Source organism: Micromonospora sp. NPDC050200 (assembly GCF_040656135.1).
GTDB lineage: Bacteria > Actinomycetota > Actinomycetes > Mycobacteriales > Micromonosporaceae > Micromonospora.
The window spans coordinates 41,015-56,022 of sequence record NZ_JBFALG010000046.1; the positions used below are offsets into that span (position 1 = coordinate 41,015).

Here is a 15,008-nt window from a genome sequence, read left to right on the forward strand (position 1 = left end):
AAGGGCAGGGCCAGGCAGCAAGCACGCGCCCGGGACTACACAACCGACATCACGTCGGCCCTCCTAACTGCGAGTCCACTCGCAAAGTGCGACATCGTGTCGCAACGGCAGATCAGTTCGTTGCTCTCCGGCATACAACGCAGAGCGGTCACGTGGTGGTGATGATCCGGCGCGCCAGCTGGGCCACCGGCAACGCCGCGTTGTCGCCGTAGTTGCACAGCACCACCACCGACCAGCGGGTGTCCGGGTACAGGTCTATCGACGTCGATGCGCCGGGTGAGCCGCCGCCGTGCCCGAGGGTGGCGTGGCCGTTTATGTACCCGCCGATCGGCCCGTAGCATTGGAACGTCGTCGTCGGCGGCGGCGGGGTCGCGCCTGGCGGCGGCGGCATCGGCACCTTGCCGCTGAGCGTGATGTGCGTGACCGGCGGCGTGAGCAGCCGCTCCTGTAGCAGGGCCTGGCCGAACCGGTCCAGGTCCGCGGCCGTGGCATAGGCGTCGCCGGCCGGGGTGCCGACGAACATCATGCGGTCGGTGAGGTCGACTCGCTCGCCCGACGGCTGCTTCCCGTACGGGTGGGCGATCCGGGCGTCGGTGGCCCGCTGCGGCCGGGCGGGGAAGTCGGTGTCGTACATGCCGGCGGCAGCGAAGACGTGCTCGCGGACGTAGTCGTAGTACGTCCGCCCGGACGCTCGCGCGACGATCTCGCCGAGCAGGTGGTAGCCCGAGTTGCTGTACCGGTGACCGGCACCCGGCTCGAACGCCGGCGACGATTGCCGGATGAAGGCGGTGCAGCCCGCCATGACCGACTCAGGGCTGGTCCAGTTGGCTGCCTGGTCCCAGAAGCCCGGCGCCATGTGGTGGTCGCCGAGGCCGGAGGTGTGCGTCAGTAGGTGGTGGACGGTCACCTTGTCCGCGATCCCCGCCGGGAACCCGTCGAGGAAGCGCCCCACCGAATCGGTGTAAGCAACCGTGCGTTGCTCGACCAGCCGGGCGATGGCGACGGCGGTGAACAGCTTCGTCACCGAGGCGAGCGCGAACGCGGTGTCCGGTCCGTTGGGCACCAAGCGCGCCTTGTCGGCCATGCCGTACGAGCGGCTCAGCACGGTGCGACCCCGGTGGGTCAGCACGACGGTACCGGAGAACTGGTCCTTGGCGGCGAGGTCGGCGACGAGTCGGTCCAGCTCTCCGCCCGGCTTGAGGCCATCGGGAACCCTGCCCGCCGCGTTGCCGGTCGCGGCGGGCTCCGCACCGGCCCGCGCCGGAGCCAGGGCCGTGCTCGCCAGGGGAGCGGTGCCCAGCAGGGTCAACATCGAACGTCGAGTCGTCATGGCCAACTGTCTACCGGCGGGCGGGGATGGACAGCCGATCGCCGACCCATATCCGGTCCATAGGCCGATGCCGGGATACTGGGTCGATGCGGGTGCTGCTGGTCGAGGATGAGCAGCCGCTGGCCGGGTACATCACGGTCGGGCTGCGCAAACACGGCTTCGCGGTGGACGTCGCCCTCGACGGCCGCGCCGCGCTGGACAAGTGTGCGGTTACGCCGTACGACGTGGTGGTGCTGGACCGGGACCTGCCCGTCGTCCACGGCGACGTGGTGTGCCGGCAGTTGGCGCAGGACGGTACCGCGCGGGTGCTCATGCTCACCGCATCCGGCACGGTGGAGGACCGGGTCGACGGGCTCGCCCTCGGCGCCGACGACTACCTGGGCAAGCCGTTCGCGTTCTCCGAACTCGTCGCGCGGGTGCGGGCGCTGGGCCGGCGTACGACCGTGGCCCGGCCACCGGTACTGCGCGCCGCCGACGTCGTGCTCGACCCGGCCCGGCGCACCGTCGAACGGGCCGGCCGGCTCCTGCACCTGACGCCGAAAGAGTTCGGTGTCCTGGAGGAGCTGCTGGCCGCCGGGGGCGCCGTGGTCAGCGCCGAGATGCTGCTGGACAAGGTGTGGGACGAGAACGCCGACCCGTTCACCAACGCCGTCCGGATCACCGTCGGCACGCTGAGGCGCAAGATCGGCGGCCCGCCGCTGGTGGAGACGATCATCGGCGCCGGGTACCGGATCACACCGTGACCCGGGTGCGACTGACGGCGCGGGCGCGGCTCACGCTGCTGTACACCGCGCTGGTGCTGGCCGCCGGCCTCACGCTCACCGGACTCACGTACCTGCTGATGGGCCGGAATCTGGGCCGCCGCCTGGTGCACGTCCAAGTGCACACTGTTGACGGGACTGAGCCACCACCACCGCTGCACGACGTGGTGCCGGACGTCGCCGACCAGGTGCGTACCGAAGCCCTGACCGAGTTGCTCACCCAGGCCGCGACCGCCCTCACGGTGGTGACCGTGTTCGCCGCTGTGGCTGGCTGGCTGGTCGCCGGCCGGGTGCTGCGACCGATCCGGGTCATCGCCGCCACCGCCCAGCGGCTGTCCGCCGAGCACCTGTCCGAGCGGGTGCCGGTCACCGCGGCCGGCGATGAGCTGGCCGCGCTGGCCGGCACCATCAACGGGATGCTGAACCGGATCCAGCGCGGAGTCGCGGAGCGCGATCGGGTCCTGGACAGCCAACGTATGTTCACCGCGAATGCAGCACACGAGCTGCGCACCCCGTTGACCACCATGCGGACCGCAATCGACGTCACCCTCGACGGCCGGCCCAGCCGCGCTGAACTGCTCGCCATGGCCGAGGACGTGCGGACCGCGGTCGACCGCAGCCAGCGCACGCTCGACGGGCTCCTTGCCCTCGCGCACAGCCAGGCCAGCCCGGGGCGACGGCATCCGGTGGACCTCGCCGTCGTGGCGACCGCAGTGCTGCACGCCAAGGCGGGCGAGGCGGCGGCGCGGGGCATCACCGTGGGTATCGACCTGCGACCCGCGCCGGTCACCGGCGACCCGACGCTACTCGAACGCCTCGCTGGCAACCTCATCGACAACGCTGTACGACACAACCACCCCGACGGCGAGGTCACGGTAACCACCGGCACCGAGACGGGCCACGCGGTGCTGCGGGTAGCCAACACCGGCCCACCGATACCGGCCGACGCGGTGGATCAGCTGTCCGAGCCGTTCGTCAGGGGCGGCGTCGCGGGCCTGGGGCTCGGCCTGTCGATCGTGCGTGCCATTGTCCTCGCGCACAGCGGCGAACTTTCCCTCGCCGGCCCGGACACCGGCGGGCTCGACGTCACGGTGCGCCTGCCGCCCGGCGATTGGGCCTAGCGAACGGGCCTGTTGTCAACCCTGGGGCACGCTTCATGGCGATCGCCCGCGGCCTGTTGCGGCACGAGCGCGCCGCCGCGCTCACCGGCAACGCCGCCGAAAGCCGCTTCCTCCACTCCCGCGCCGCCCTCTCCGCTTGAGCCACAAGGCACTCAACTCTGCAGATCCTTTCGTACGCAGCGCACTGATCGCGGCAGACGGGTGCGCCTGATCAGAGGCGGGTGCGGGCACGGCGTGACGCCTCAGGTCTCGCGCTTCTCGACCCGGGTCCACCCGGTCCACCCACGCTCAGCGATCAGCTCCCGCAGCCGCGCGACGGCGGGGTGGGCACCATCGGCGAACGCGTCCATCAGGCGGATGAACTCCGCGTCGGGCACATGCTCATCCCGCCAGTCCAGCTGCCCAATGGCTGCCGCCTGCTCGAACAGCTCGCTCATCAGGTCGGCCGTCTCGCGCAACAGTTCGTCGTCCTCCCAGTCCTCCGCGATCCGACCGATGAGCTGGTAGAGCCGGACCATTTTCGGGTCGGCCAGCTCGGCCACCTTCTGGGCCATGAACGCCGGGATCGCCTCCGGCCAGCGCGCCGCTATCAGGATCCAGGCGTCGCGCTCGGCCACGATCATCGCCTCCGGCGCTCCGGTGGCACGCAGGCGGTCCAGGTAGTCGACCACCTCCTCCGGGAGAGCCAACGAATCGCCGGAGCCCAGCCGCGCGATCCGCCGCCGGTGCTCCTGCAGCGCGCGGATCTGCGCCCGCAGCTGCCGGTCGATCTCAGTGGTCGCGGCGGCGAACGCCTCCGGGGCGGCGTCGAGCAGCTCGCGGACCCGGGCCAGCGGGACGCCGGCCTCGGCCAGGGTCCGGATCCGGATGAGTCGCACGACCGCGACGGCGTCGTAGGTCCGGTAGCCGGAGGCGTCGCGCTCCGGCTCCGGGAGCAGTCCGATTTGGTGGTAGTGCCGCACCGCGCGGATGGTTACCCCGGCGTAGGACGCCAGCCGTCCGATCGTCAGCATGGCTTCAGCCTGCACGAAGGAGACACATCGTCAACTGATCTTGCGGTGGTAGATGGCCATGGCGACGCCATACGCGACGATGAGGAGGCTGGCACACCAGGCGAGGGCGATCCAGATGTCGCCACCGACCTGCTGCTGAGCGAACAAGCCGCGGATCGTGTTGACGATGGACGTCACCGGCTGGTTCTCGGCGAAGGCGCGCACCGGGCCGGGCATGCTGTCGGTGGGTACGAAGGCCGAGCTGATGAACGGCAGGAAGATGAGCGGATAGGAAACCGCGCTCGCGCCGTCCACGGACTTCGCGGTCAGGCCCGGGATGACGGCGAGCCAAGTCAGGGCCAGGGTGAACAGCATCATGATGCCAGTGACCGCTAACCAGTCCAGCGCGCCGGCCCCCGAGCGGAAGCCCATGACGAGGGCGACCAGCACCACCACCACGAGCGAGATCAGATTGGCGACCAGCGAGGTCAGCACGTGCGCCCACAGTACGGACGAGCGTGCGATCGGCATGGACTGGAACCGCTCGAAGATGCCGCCCTTCATGTCGAGGAAGAGCCGGTATGCGGTGTAGGAGATGCCCGAGGCCACCGTGATGAGCAGGATGCCAGGCAGCAGGTAGTTCACGTACTTGTCCGACCCGGTCTGGATCGCGCCGCCGAATACGTAGACGAACAGCAGCATGAACGCGATCGGCATGACCACGGTCGTGATGATGGTGTCCGGGCTGCGGCTGATATGGCGCAGGGACCGCCCCAGTAGGGCGGCGGTGTCATCGAAGAAGTGCTTGGTCATCGAGGGTCCTTAGTTGTTCGTGCCGTCGGAGCTGGCGGCGCCTACTTTGCTGTCAGTGCCGTCGTCACCGACGATGGCGAGGAAGACGTCCTCGAGGGTCGGCTGCTTCTCGACGTACTCGACCTTGGCGGGCGGGAGCAGCTGCTTGAGCTCGGGGAGAGTGCCGTTGGCGATGATGCGCCCCCGGTGGAGGACCGCGATCCGGCTGGCGAGCTGTTCGGCCTCGTCAAGGTACTGCGTGGTGAGCAGCACCGTCGTGCCCTGCCCGGCGAGCTCCCTGACGGCCTGCCACACCTCGAGACGCGCCTGTGGATCGAGCCCGGTCGTCGGTTCATCGAGGAAGATCACCGGCGGGTTCCCGATGAGGCTCATCGCGATGTCGAGGCGGCGGCGCATGCCACCCGAGTACGTCGACACCTTCCGTGTCGCCGCGTCAGTCAGTGAGAAGCGAGCCAGCAGGTCATCCGCGATCCGGCCCGGATCCCTCAGATGCCGCAACCGGGCGACCAGCACCAGGTTCTCCCGCCCGCTGAGGATCTCATCGACGGCCGCGAACTGTCCCGTCAGGCTGATGGACTCCCGCACGTTCGCCGCTTGCGTGGCGACGTCGAAGCCGTTGACGCTGGCCGTCCCCGCGTCCAGCTTGAGCAGCGTGGACAGGATCCTCACGACCGTGGTCTTACCCGCCCCGTTGGAGCCGAGCAGGGCGAAAATGCTGCCCCGCGCCACGTCGAAGTCCACGCCACGCAGCACGTGCAGATCCTTGTATGACTTCTCCAGGCCCTGAACCTGGATCACAGGCCCGCGGACCTGCTCGGTTGACATCTGAAAATTTATGGACATGGTGCCAGCATGCAGGGTTGACGCTGCGTCAAGGTCAAGCCCGGGAGCAAGGCAGCGTTATCTGCTCAGATTGCGGGAGTGGCGTCAGGGCTCCATCCACCGCTCGCTCATCGGCAAATCCGCACACCCGCCGAGGGCAGGCCGGGTGACCAGCTTCTACTCAGCGTGACTACGCCGCGGCGGCTGGACGCGCGACTCGCGGCAGATGTGCGCGTACCAACGCAAAGATCATCGCCGCGAATGGCTGTCCGGTCACTGCACGTTGGGCTCGGGGTGCTCGTCAAGAAAACGCGCGGCCGCATCGTCTTCGATGAGCGAGTTGGCGGCGAGCCATTCGACCACGCGGCGGCGGGCGCGGGCCTCGCGGAAGGCGTACCACGCTGGCAGCAGGTGCGGATACTCCTCGTGCAGCTCGGCTTTGAACCGGCGGAAGGCGCCCTTGCCCTGGATAGCCCGCGCCAGTCTCCGCCCGGCTCGGTCGTCGCTGATCTGATCGGCGAAGTCGGCCATGTCCTGGTACCAGATGTAGGACGGCAGCGGGTCGATGCAGATCAGGTCCAGCTCGTCGAGGTCAACGGGTGTCTGGCCGTCGATTCCGGTGTCGGATGTCCAGAACACGACCGCTCCGTTCTGTGGATTGATAAGCCACCGGTGCTCGTAGTCGGTCTGGTCCGCCAACGCGGTCGCGATCTCCTCCAGGTCAAGGCTGCTCAGATCAAGCACCTGACCACCGTAATCCCTGCACGGGCGCGGTCCGCGGTAGAATCGGACGTTGCCCTGCGCAGGTTATCGGCTCTGCTCTGGCCCGCTGGCGGGCCGGTTCACGGACCACCTTGGAGCGGTCCCCGCGTCTCACCGACACCGGCTTTGCGGACCGGGACACCATCACCGTGCTTCGTACCATTCAGCAAAAGGTCGCCGCCATCGTCCACGGCTCCGACGACCGCGTCACCGAGGTCGGGCCGCAGTCGCAGCCCGCCCGGAGCCCGATCTCCATGGACGCCGACGACGAGTACTGGACGCCGTTCTGTCGGCGATTCGCCTTCCGGCCCGGCATGCACTCCGGGGAGCCCGCGATAGCCGAGCCCGTGCCGTCGGTCACGGCCGACCTCGGCCCGATCTTCGCCCCGCGCAGCCTCCCGGAGTTCGCCGCCGGAGTCCACGCCGCCAAACAGCGTGCCGTTCACGCCCCGCCGGCGGGCGGGACGCAGGAAGTGGCGATCGACCCGCAGCGGCAGGAGCAGCCGGCGCTGACGGATGCGCAGGTCGTGCGGCTCGTGCAGCTCGGGCGGCGGATCGAAGCGCATTTCGGCCGCCCGCAGGACATCGAATGGTGCCTGGTCGACGTGCGACGGTAGGGAGACGACCGGCGCGTCCGGCCACAGGCATTCTGTTCTGCCGATGTCAGTGCGCCAACCGCGACGTACAGAGTGACCCCGGTTTCGTGACCTTGCCGGTGCGTCCTGATTGTTAGGCATTTGGCTTGGTTCCGAGGTGGTCGGACGGCGGCGGGATCATTGTTGACTCAGCTACCGCAGTCGCCTGGCCAGGTCGAGCACCTCGGACAGTTGCTCGCCGGTCAATCGCCGGGCATCCCAGGCCAACCGGGCAAGTTCAACGTGGTTGCGGTGCAGACGTGGATCGGTGGCCGCAGCAACCCCGGCGACGGCGGCCAAGTCATCGTCAGGAATACCCAGGACGGTGGCGAACGAGGTCACGTACTGCGGCGTCAGCCGCGTACGGCCAGGTCCCAGCTTCGCCATCGTGAAGGCCGACACCATTGGCCCGTCGCCGATCAAGTACAACAGCTTCGGGTCGTATGGCCCGATATTGCGGTTCCGCAGTAGCCACAACATCATCTCGCCAGGCCCCAGCCCGTACCTGTAGCGCGGCCCCACAGGCGGCCACGCCGGCGGATGCTCGGGTAGCGACCGGACGAACTCGCGCAACCGGCGCAGCGACTGCGGCGCCACCTTGGCCGCCCTTTCCAGAACCGTCCCGACATCCCAAGGCCGGGTACCGCTGGCAGGCACCAGATCTTGCGGCAGATCGAGCCCGGCGACCACGAACAGATCCGCCGTGTGCAACCCGAGCATCGGCGCCAGCTGCCGCACCAACGAAGGACTGGCCGCGCCGCCGGTCAGCACCGCGTCGAGTTCCGGCCGCAGGGCACCCGCTGTCGCGGCAGCCTCCGGCCACCGATGCGCTAACAACCGCCCCAACGCGGTTCCGCTCCCAGGCCCCACCATCGCGGTCAGCCTAGCCACCAACAGGCACCCACATCATCCACATACCCATCGAGGGAAACACCCTGATCTGCCGCGATCCGCGCGTTATGCAGCGTGACGCGACGCCGGTGGGCCGCCGCTCGAAACTGTCGATGAGCGGATGCCCGTGAGGCGTCCGGCACCATGGCCCCGTGCGGCAAGATCCGACTGGGCCACCGACCTCTGTGCTGGCGGGCACCGATGTGGTGCTCGTAGGCCTGTTCTCGGCAAAGGATATAGAGTTCGGCGCAAAGCTCGATCTGCTGGCGGCTTCGGTGGAGGCACATGGTGGGCGGGTAGTGAGCCGGCACGTCCAGCGGCGGGGCGTCTCGCACGGCGGTGCGGCCAAGATGACCGTACCGTTCTCTCGACGGACGCTGATTAGCCCCGGCAAAGCGCGCGAAATTGCGCAAGCATGCCGGGCCGCGAAGGTCGGCGTTGCGGTCTTCGTAAACCCGCTGACGAAGCACCAACGAGCTGTCCTCGGCGGCATGTTCGGGTGCTTCGTGATCAGTGGCGAGGACCTTTTCGCCCCCGGCCGGTGAGCGCCCGGACATGCCGCGAGTTGCGCGGTCTCGCCGACCGGCCGGATCTGCCGAGATCAGTACATGGTGGTTGAGCCATGCGGGCATTGGCCCATCAGGCCATCGCCGGCCCCACGGTCATCCAGCGCGAAGACCGAAGGTCGGTAGTTAAAGGACCGGACGCCCGTCACGGCCGGGCGGCAGCGCCGTCTCCGCCGCCAGCACGCTCCGCTTTCGGTCATTGTCGTCATAGCGGCGGCCAGTTTGTTGACCGGGAGGACGGTCGTGGTCGGTGAAGGCGGTCCAATCGTCCAGCTCGGTCCCCACGGCACCCCGGGAATCTCGTTGCCGTTGGCATCGGGCTTGCGGCGCTGTCATGCCCACCTTTCCCAGCCCGATCCGTGTGGGATCCGGGTCCGGGCAACGAACGCGGGCCGGGAGTGAGCGCGAGCACCACTCCGATACGGTCTCTGGACCGATTCGCGAATGGGGCCGCAGGTCCGCGCGGAGCGGTCGCGCCAGCACTGCGCGAGGCGAACGAACGGGGAGGCTGAGACGATGGCGGCGGGTAGGGGGCGCAAGCCGGTCGTGGTCGAAGGGCTGGTCCGCGAGGAGCCGACCGTCATGATATGGCAGGACGGGGAGCGGGATGTGTGGTGGTCGCGGGCCACGGCGCTCGACCACGGACTGGAGAAGCCCGACTGGGTCAAGGCGGCGACCGGCGCGGACCGGCTGTCCGATCTGACCTTGGAGCAGGTGTCATGGCTGTTCGCGAAGGGGCCCGAGGCGTCGGCGCGGGCGCTGCTCGCGGCGCCGCTGCAGCTGCTGCGGCACCGGCAACGGATCGATGTGGGCCGGGTCGCGGTCGCGCGGTTCGAACTGGACGCGCTGGCGCTCGCACTCAGCGAGGCGGGTGGGAGCGCCGACCGTCTGGGGGTACTGGTGCTGCCGTTCCGGGGGCCGGAGGTGGCCGCATTGGTCGCGGGATGGCTGCGGCACCTCGGGTCCGCGCGGCTGTGGGCGCGACTGTGGCTGCACCGGCATGCCGAGACCGCGGCGCGGGCGCTGATCCCGGGCGCGGTCGGGCGCCCGGGCAAGCCGCGACAGAATGCCGAGGACGCGCTGCGCTACCTGGCCGCGATCGGCCACGGGCCGATGATTGTCAAGATCGCTGACGAGTACGGGGTCGCCGCCCTGCTCGAGCCCGCCGCTGGCCGTGAGCTACCGGCCGCCGGGCCGAATTGGCGACCGGCGGATGACCTGCTCACGCCCGTACCCTCGGTGTTTCCGGACGCGGCGCAAGCCGCGCGAAAAGGGAAGGCGCCGGAGTGGGCGCGACCTGAGCGGCTGCCGGAGATCCGGCTGGCCGGGGGCGGGACGATGCCGGAGGACGAGGTCGCTCGGTTGGTCGGTGCGCTGACCCGGTCACGCCTGGCGGAGGCGCCAGAACCGGCGCCCGGGGATTCCGCACCGCACGACAGCGGTCTGCCGCTGGCCGTCGAGTCGTCGGCGGCCGCGCAGCCGCTGGTATCCGCGGCCGATCCGGAGTCGGAGAGGCTGATCGCGGGCTGCGACAGACAAAGCCTGGCGGCATTCGGGCGGGCGTTTCTGCAGGAGTGGCTGACGGACAAGATGCCGGCGTCGGAGGCGTGGGTGGTGCTGGCGCAAGCGCACGTCGGCGACGACGCCACGATGGACACGCTCGCGCCGCTGGTGCGGTCGTGGCCAGCGAAAAGCCGGTACGCGCGGGCGATCGACGGATTCGCGGTGCTGGCCACGGTGGGCACGGACGTGGCGCTGCGGCACCTGCTGGCGATCGAGGAGGGCATGTCGGGCGGGCCGACGAACGAACGGGTTGTGGTCTACCTCACGCAAGCCGCCGCGCGGCGCGGGCTGTCCGTGCCGCAGCTGGCGGACCGCTTGGCGATCACACACGGGCTGGACACCGGGGTCACGCTGGACTACGGCCCGCGCGCGTTCACGGTGGTCACGGACGATCACCTCACCGCGTACGCCATGGACGCGGACGGGCGGCGTCTGACGAGGCCGCCCAAGCCGGGCGTCAAGGACACCAATCCCGAGGCTTACCAGCAATTCCTGCGGTTGAAAAAGGATCTGCGAGCGACCGCGGTGGCACAGATCGCGCGCCTGGAGCAGGACATGCTCGCGCATCGGCTCCGGCCGGCGCGGGACCTCCCGGCAGTCCTGCTGCCGCACCCGATCCTGGGCCCGATCGCACGGCGGCTGTTGTGGGGCGAGTACGACCCGGGGAAACGCCTGGTCCGGGCGCTACGGATCGCGGAGGATGGCAGCTTCGCGGACATCCACGACACGACCGCGATCGTCGACGGGAACGCGCCGTTCGGCATCGTGCACCCGGCGGAGCTCGGTGAGGACCTCGCCGACTGGGTGCAGATCTTCGCCGACTACGAGATTCTGCCGCCGTTCCCGCAGCTGCACCGGCCGGCGGTGGCGCTGACCGAGGCCGAGCGCGCGGCGACGAGCCTGGCGGGATTCGGACCGGTGGCGACGGACCAGGTCGTAGGGCTGCTGCGCGGACGGTGGCGGGGGAACGGGTACCACCAGTCGAGCCGTCAGCACACCCAGCTGGCGCACCAACTGCCCGGCGGGCTGACGTTGCTGGTCGAGCTGGATCCGGGCGTAGCGACGTCAACCTACAATACGTGCGACGAGCAGCGGATCACCGAGATCTGGGCCGATGACGTGTGGTCGGATCACTGGCAGATCGCGCGGAGTACCCCCATGGGGGTTTGTGATCCGGCCGCCCTGTCGGAGTTGCTGGTCGAGCTCGATGCGCTCAAAAGCTGAGCAGCTCGAGGCCCCAGGTGCCGCACCGCCTCGCCAGGGGCGGTCCGCCGATACACCGGCACCGCCCCTGCCCGAGCGGACGAGCGGCGACGATGGCACCCGCCGCGGACCGGTTAGCGGCCTACGCCGAGGGCAGGGCTGGAAACAGCAGCGCACGTCGGCCGTTCACGCGCCGCCTCGCGCCCGCGGGGTCGGCATGAGGCAAGATCCGGTGCGCACATCTGCCGCGGTCCGCTCGTCGCGGCTGTCCGCGGCTGTCCGGAGTGGGAGACAACGCCTTGTAGGTTGCTTCGGGGCCCAGGCGGTCTTGTCGTAGGTTGATCGGGTCGCGTGTCGATCTCTACCGTCGCACCATGGATGTGGACTGGAACGCAGAGCTGGTCGACCAACTTGAGTGGCACTGGCAGCATCAGCTTCGTGGATCCGGGATGTCCGCCACCTCGGCCCAGCCGGACTAGCTCAACCGCAAGCCGCCATCTCACCGCCGGAATACGCCGACGCACCGATGGCGAAGCTCATCCTGCACGTACACCGCGAGGTCATTCACCACGGCGCCGAGATATCCCTGCTGCGCGACCTCTACCTATGGAAGGGCAGCCGAGGCCACCTATGACGTCCCGGTATTCGTTCCGATCTGGTGCACGCTCCAAGTAGCCGCGATGATGGCGCCGTGCGAGCCACAGGTCGACCGTGGCGGCTGGTGCAGATTACCGCCGGCAGGACGCCGCAGCCGTCCACCGTGTGTTTACCTTCTGATATGCCGCACCCCATCGTGTTTGACGAGGCAGATCCGCTTCTGAGCCGGCTGCGGGCGCTCGCCCTGGCCTTCCCCGACGCGGCCGAGAAGATCTCCCACGGACATCCCGCCTTCTTCACCACCAAGGTCTTCGCCTACTACGGGGGATCGGTGAAAGTCGACGGCGTCTATCGGCAGCATGAACATTCGGTGCTCGTGTTGGTTGATCCCGACGAGCGTGAGGCGCTGTTGGAGGAAGACCGCTGCTTCGTGCCGGCCTACCTGGGTGCCTACGGGTGGATCGGGGTGGACCTGACCGGCGACACCGACTGGGATGAGGTCGACGAGCTACTCGACGCCAGCTACCGACGTACGGCCGGGTCACGCAGGGTTGCTCTGCTCGACTCCGGCGGTCCCGAGCATAATTCCGGCCGAGGCCATGAAGAGCGATGACCGCCACGACAGCCCCGGCCCCACCAGACGCACGGATCTGCCGCGAACGGTGCTGGAACGGGCTGGCTCCACGTGTCGATCAGCCGGCGAGCTGGTCGCGGCGGCGGGTGAGGTAGGCCCGCTCCACGGGGTTGCCGGCGAGACCGATGGCCCGGTCGTACGCCGCCCGCGACTCGCCGCCGCGCCCGAGTCGCCGCAGCAGGTCGGCGCGCGCGGCGTGGAAGGCGTGGTAGCCGTCAAGGACCTCGGCGAGCCGGTCGACCTCGGCCAGCCCGACCCCGGGGCCGTCGACCTCGGCGACCGCGACCGCCCGGTTGAGCCGCACGATCGGCGAGGGATCGAGCAGCACCATCTGGCCGGTAGGCCGTAGCCCGCGAGACCCCGAACCCCGCCCCGAGGGTGGCCTTGTCCTCACCCTTGCGAAACCACACCAACACCAGGATCGCCTGGTAGAAGCACGTCAGCGCACGGGTTCCCGGTCGGGTGCCCACCGCCCGACGCTCGGCACGAAGCAGCCGCACCACGTGCTGTACGAGTTCCCTGGGCACGTCGAGCCTGGCAGAATAGGCGATCACGTGGAGCCCTCTCGAAGACTGGATTCTGTCGCAAGAACCTGTCTATCGATGGCTCCACGTCCATATCCCACACCGTCCGGTATGGACGTTACGCCCGTGTCATCCCCACCCGGCCGCCGAACCTTGCTGAGATCACCTCACTGGTTCCACGAACGGCTACGCCTTGATACGACACCATCCCGGAAACTCCTGCTCAAGGCAGCCCGCCGTCGTGACTGAGGAAAGGATCGACCTCCGTCCTTCGAAACGCACACTCGCCCGCTTGACTCCCCGGCAAACCGCGAGCAGTTGGGGAGGTCGAGCAGGTCTGAGTGTCGCGGATGTTCGCCCCTCGTCTGCAGATACGGCACGGCGTGACCGCTCATGCCGCTGACAACGGGCGGCCCCCGACGATCCGGCCAGCGGGGCGCGAGTCAGGCGCTGCCCGGGGCGGGTGGGGGCACTATCGTTCTGGCGTGCACATCCGTTTTGACGTCCCAGCCGACCCCGCCTACCCAGGCCGCGTGGCCGCTGCGCTCAGCAGTGTTCGGCTGCGCAAGTACGGTTATATCGGCGCGGTGCTGGCGGCGGTCGGGGCGATCGGTTTCGCCGTCTCGCGGGGGTTCGCGTGGGGCGACCAGATCTCGCCGCTGTGCATGGCGATGGTCGTGGGTGGCCTGCTGTCGATGCTGTACCCGCCGTGGGTGCAGTTGCGCGCCCGGCGCCGCTCCAGTCGCTACGCTGTCGAGGGCGCCTACGACATCACCGACGACAACATCATGATGCGCAGCGGCTCGGAGTCCGGCGGCATCGCCTGGGACGGGGTCGCCCAGGTAAGGGACACCCCTGAGTTCTGGATCGTGTACGTCGGCCGGATGCCGGCGACCGTGATCCCACGCCGCTTGATGTCCGCCGAGGACGCCGAGACGTTGCGAGCCTATATGGCCAAACGTGGGCTGCTCCAGCTTCAGTGAACTCATTTGCCGCGGGTCGGGCCTACGGATCGTTACCAACATTGATCGCGGTCCGCTGTGCGATGGGATGCTCGTCCAGCGACAGGGCTCCTCGGCTCGTTGCGGGTCGAGGGTGAGCCGTGACGCTAAGGCTGATCCAGCTGCCAGGCCCCGTCCACCCGCCGGTAGAAATCGCGTGTCAGCGGGTGATCGGCAGTTGGCCAGACACGGTCGATCAGCTCACCTAGTTGGGTTCGACCCTCCGCGCTGCTGGCCGGACAGAACGCGAAGATGTCGCGGGCCGGCGCAACCGCGAGGATCGCCGGTTCACCGAACTGCGCCTCGAACCACGCCCATACCTCGTCGAGGAACATGAGGCTGACCTCGAAGTTCCCGTCGTACAGGACCGGCGTGATTGCGTGGTATTTCGGCATGCGGACTCGTTGCTTGGCCACCAGTTCGGCGAAGTTGCGCACGGCCCGCTGGTGCAGTTCGTCCACGGTGATCGCGGTGCCGGTGAGGTCCTGCTCGGAGACGAACCGCAGCCCGGCGCCTATGTCAATGACGTAGGTGGTCATCAACGAACCGACGAATGCGCGGCTTACCGGCGTGAGATCCGAGATCCGCTGCTGCTGCCGATGCGGGCCGGCAGTCGCTGCCTTGACGTGTGGCAGGACCGAGCCAAGGTCCAATCCACGCGATTCCTCGTGTACCTCGCGATCAAACACGCCATGATCCTAGTGTTCTGTCTCAGTTTTGACTAGCCGCTTGCTGGAGTGCGACGCGTCCACGTCGAACCTTGGCCAGGATCGATTCGGCAGTGGCGGTCCAG

General features: G+C 68.8%; 14 protein-coding genes and 2 pseudogenes. 8 read left to right on the plus strand and 8 right to left on the minus strand.

The features are described from left to right. Window positions 1-148 precede the first annotated feature (148 nt). Window positions 149-1,330 carry a serine hydrolase domain-containing protein gene (locus AB0I41_RS25650; protein WP_357112438.1) on the minus strand — a complete coding sequence of 394 codons (1,182 nt, stop codon included), beginning with the start codon at window positions 1,328-1,330 and terminating at the stop codon, window positions 149-151. 86 nt (window positions 1,331-1,416) lie between these two features. Here AB0I41_RS25650 and AB0I41_RS25655 point away from each other — a divergent pair, with 86 nt between their 5' ends. Both AB0I41_RS25655 and AB0I41_RS25660 read left to right on the plus strand, forming a co-directional pair. Continuing rightward, window positions 1,417-2,073 (plus strand): response regulator transcription factor, encoded by a 657-nt coding sequence (locus AB0I41_RS25655; RefSeq protein WP_357112440.1) that lies wholly within the window; start codon window positions 1,417-1,419, stop codon window positions 2,071-2,073. Between the two features lie 5 nt (window positions 2,074-2,078). Further along, window positions 2,079-3,212, plus strand: a complete 1,134-nt coding sequence (locus AB0I41_RS25660; protein WP_357112443.1) for a HAMP domain-containing sensor histidine kinase — start codon at window positions 2,079-2,081, stop codon at window positions 3,210-3,212. 242 nt (window positions 3,213-3,454) lie between these two features. Here the strand turns inward: AB0I41_RS25660 and AB0I41_RS25665 are convergent, their stop codons facing one another. The 4 genes from AB0I41_RS25665 to AB0I41_RS25680 all read right to left on the minus strand — a co-directional run bounded on the left by AB0I41_RS25665 (window position 3,455) and on the right by AB0I41_RS25680 (window position 6,583). Continuing rightward, the gene (locus AB0I41_RS25665; protein WP_357112446.1) at window positions 3,455-4,225 is read right to left on the minus strand and encodes a MerR family transcriptional regulator; all 771 of its coding nucleotides are present in this window, start codon (window positions 4,223-4,225) and stop codon (window positions 3,455-3,457) included. Window positions 4,226-4,255: 30 nt separating this feature from the next. Continuing rightward, complete coding sequence (locus AB0I41_RS25670; protein ID WP_357112449.1) at window positions 4,256-5,017, minus strand: ABC transporter permease; 762 nt, start codon at window positions 5,015-5,017, stop codon at window positions 4,256-4,258. A gap of 9 nt (window positions 5,018-5,026) precedes the next feature. After that, the gene (locus tag AB0I41_RS25675) at window positions 5,027-5,860 is read right to left on the minus strand and encodes an ATP-binding cassette domain-containing protein (RefSeq protein ID WP_357112451.1); all 834 of its coding nucleotides are present in this window, start codon (window positions 5,858-5,860) and stop codon (window positions 5,027-5,029) included. Window positions 5,861-6,112: 252 nt separating this feature from the next. After that, window positions 6,113-6,583: a UPF0158 family protein gene (locus AB0I41_RS25680; RefSeq protein ID WP_357112454.1), complete on the minus strand. Its 471-nt coding sequence runs from the start codon at window positions 6,581-6,583 to the stop codon at window positions 6,113-6,115. 110 nt (window positions 6,584-6,693) lie between these two features. Here AB0I41_RS25680 and AB0I41_RS25685 point away from each other — a divergent pair, with 110 nt between their 5' ends. Beyond that, on the plus strand, window positions 6,694-7,218 hold the full coding sequence (locus AB0I41_RS25685) for a PEP/pyruvate-binding domain-containing protein (RefSeq protein WP_357112456.1): 525 nt from the start codon (window positions 6,694-6,696) through the stop codon (window positions 7,216-7,218). Window positions 7,219-7,389: 171 nt separating this feature from the next. Here AB0I41_RS25685 and AB0I41_RS25690 read toward each other — a convergent pair whose 3' ends face one another. After that, window positions 7,390-8,109, minus strand: a complete 720-nt coding sequence (locus AB0I41_RS25690; protein WP_357112458.1) for a hypothetical protein — start codon at window positions 8,107-8,109, stop codon at window positions 7,390-7,392. A gap of 170 nt (window positions 8,110-8,279) precedes the next feature. Here AB0I41_RS25690 and AB0I41_RS25695 point away from each other — a divergent pair, with 170 nt between their 5' ends. From AB0I41_RS25695 to AB0I41_RS25710, 4 genes and pseudogenes are all read left to right on the plus strand, one after another. Next, entirely contained in the window at window positions 8,280-8,672 is a 393-nt protein-coding gene (locus AB0I41_RS25695; RefSeq protein WP_357112461.1) for a hypothetical protein, read from the plus strand. A 567-nt stretch (window positions 8,673-9,239) separates the two neighbouring features. Then, the gene (locus AB0I41_RS25700; protein ID WP_357112463.1) at window positions 9,240-11,480 is read left to right on the plus strand and encodes a DUF4132 domain-containing protein; all 2,241 of its coding nucleotides are present in this window, start codon (window positions 9,240-9,242) and stop codon (window positions 11,478-11,480) included. 517 nt (window positions 11,481-11,997) lie between these two features. Next, window positions 11,998-12,093, plus strand: a pseudogene (locus AB0I41_RS25705) (DinB family protein); the annotation flags it as partial. 87 nt (window positions 12,094-12,180) lie between these two features. Beyond that, window positions 12,181-12,669: an MmcQ/YjbR family DNA-binding protein gene (locus AB0I41_RS25710; RefSeq protein WP_357112466.1), complete on the plus strand. Its 489-nt coding sequence runs from the start codon at window positions 12,181-12,183 to the stop codon at window positions 12,667-12,669. A gap of 79 nt (window positions 12,670-12,748) precedes the next feature. Here the strand turns inward: AB0I41_RS25710 and AB0I41_RS25715 are convergent. Continuing rightward, window positions 12,749-13,024: pseudogene (locus AB0I41_RS25715) on the minus strand (RNA polymerase sigma factor); the annotation flags it as partial. A gap of 675 nt (window positions 13,025-13,699) precedes the next feature. Between AB0I41_RS25715 and AB0I41_RS25720 the strand changes: the two are divergent. After that, complete coding sequence (locus tag AB0I41_RS25720; RefSeq protein WP_357112469.1) at window positions 13,700-14,197, plus strand: YcxB family protein; 498 nt, start codon at window positions 13,700-13,702, stop codon at window positions 14,195-14,197. 125 nt (window positions 14,198-14,322) lie between these two features. On the opposite strand, the gene AB0I41_RS25725 is transcribed toward AB0I41_RS25720, so the two are convergent. Then, window positions 14,323-14,904: a hypothetical protein gene (locus tag AB0I41_RS25725; RefSeq protein ID WP_357112472.1), complete on the minus strand. Its 582-nt coding sequence runs from the start codon at window positions 14,902-14,904 to the stop codon at window positions 14,323-14,325. Window positions 14,905-15,008 lie beyond the last annotated feature (104 nt).

Coding starts and splice junctions, on each gene's coding strand:
- AB0I41_RS25650 (WP_357112438.1), bottom strand. CDS start 1,330: ATGACGACTCGACGTTCGATGTTGACCCTGCTGGGCACCGCTCCCCTG.
- AB0I41_RS25655 (WP_357112440.1), top strand. CDS start 1,417: ATGCGGGTGCTGCTGGTCGAGGATGAGCAGCCGCTGGCCGGGTACATC.
- AB0I41_RS25665 (WP_357112446.1), bottom strand. CDS start 4,225: ATGCTGACGATCGGACGGCTGGCGTCCTACGCCGGGGTAACCATCCGC.
- AB0I41_RS25670 (WP_357112449.1), bottom strand. CDS start 5,017: ATGACCAAGCACTTCTTCGATGACACCGCCGCCCTACTGGGGCGGTCC.
- AB0I41_RS25675 (WP_357112451.1), bottom strand. CDS start 5,860: ATGTCCATAAATTTTCAGATGTCAACCGAGCAGGTCCGCGGGCCTGTG.
- AB0I41_RS25690 (WP_357112458.1), bottom strand. CDS start 8,109: ATGGTGGGGCCTGGGAGCGGAACCGCGTTGGGGCGGTTGTTAGCGCAT.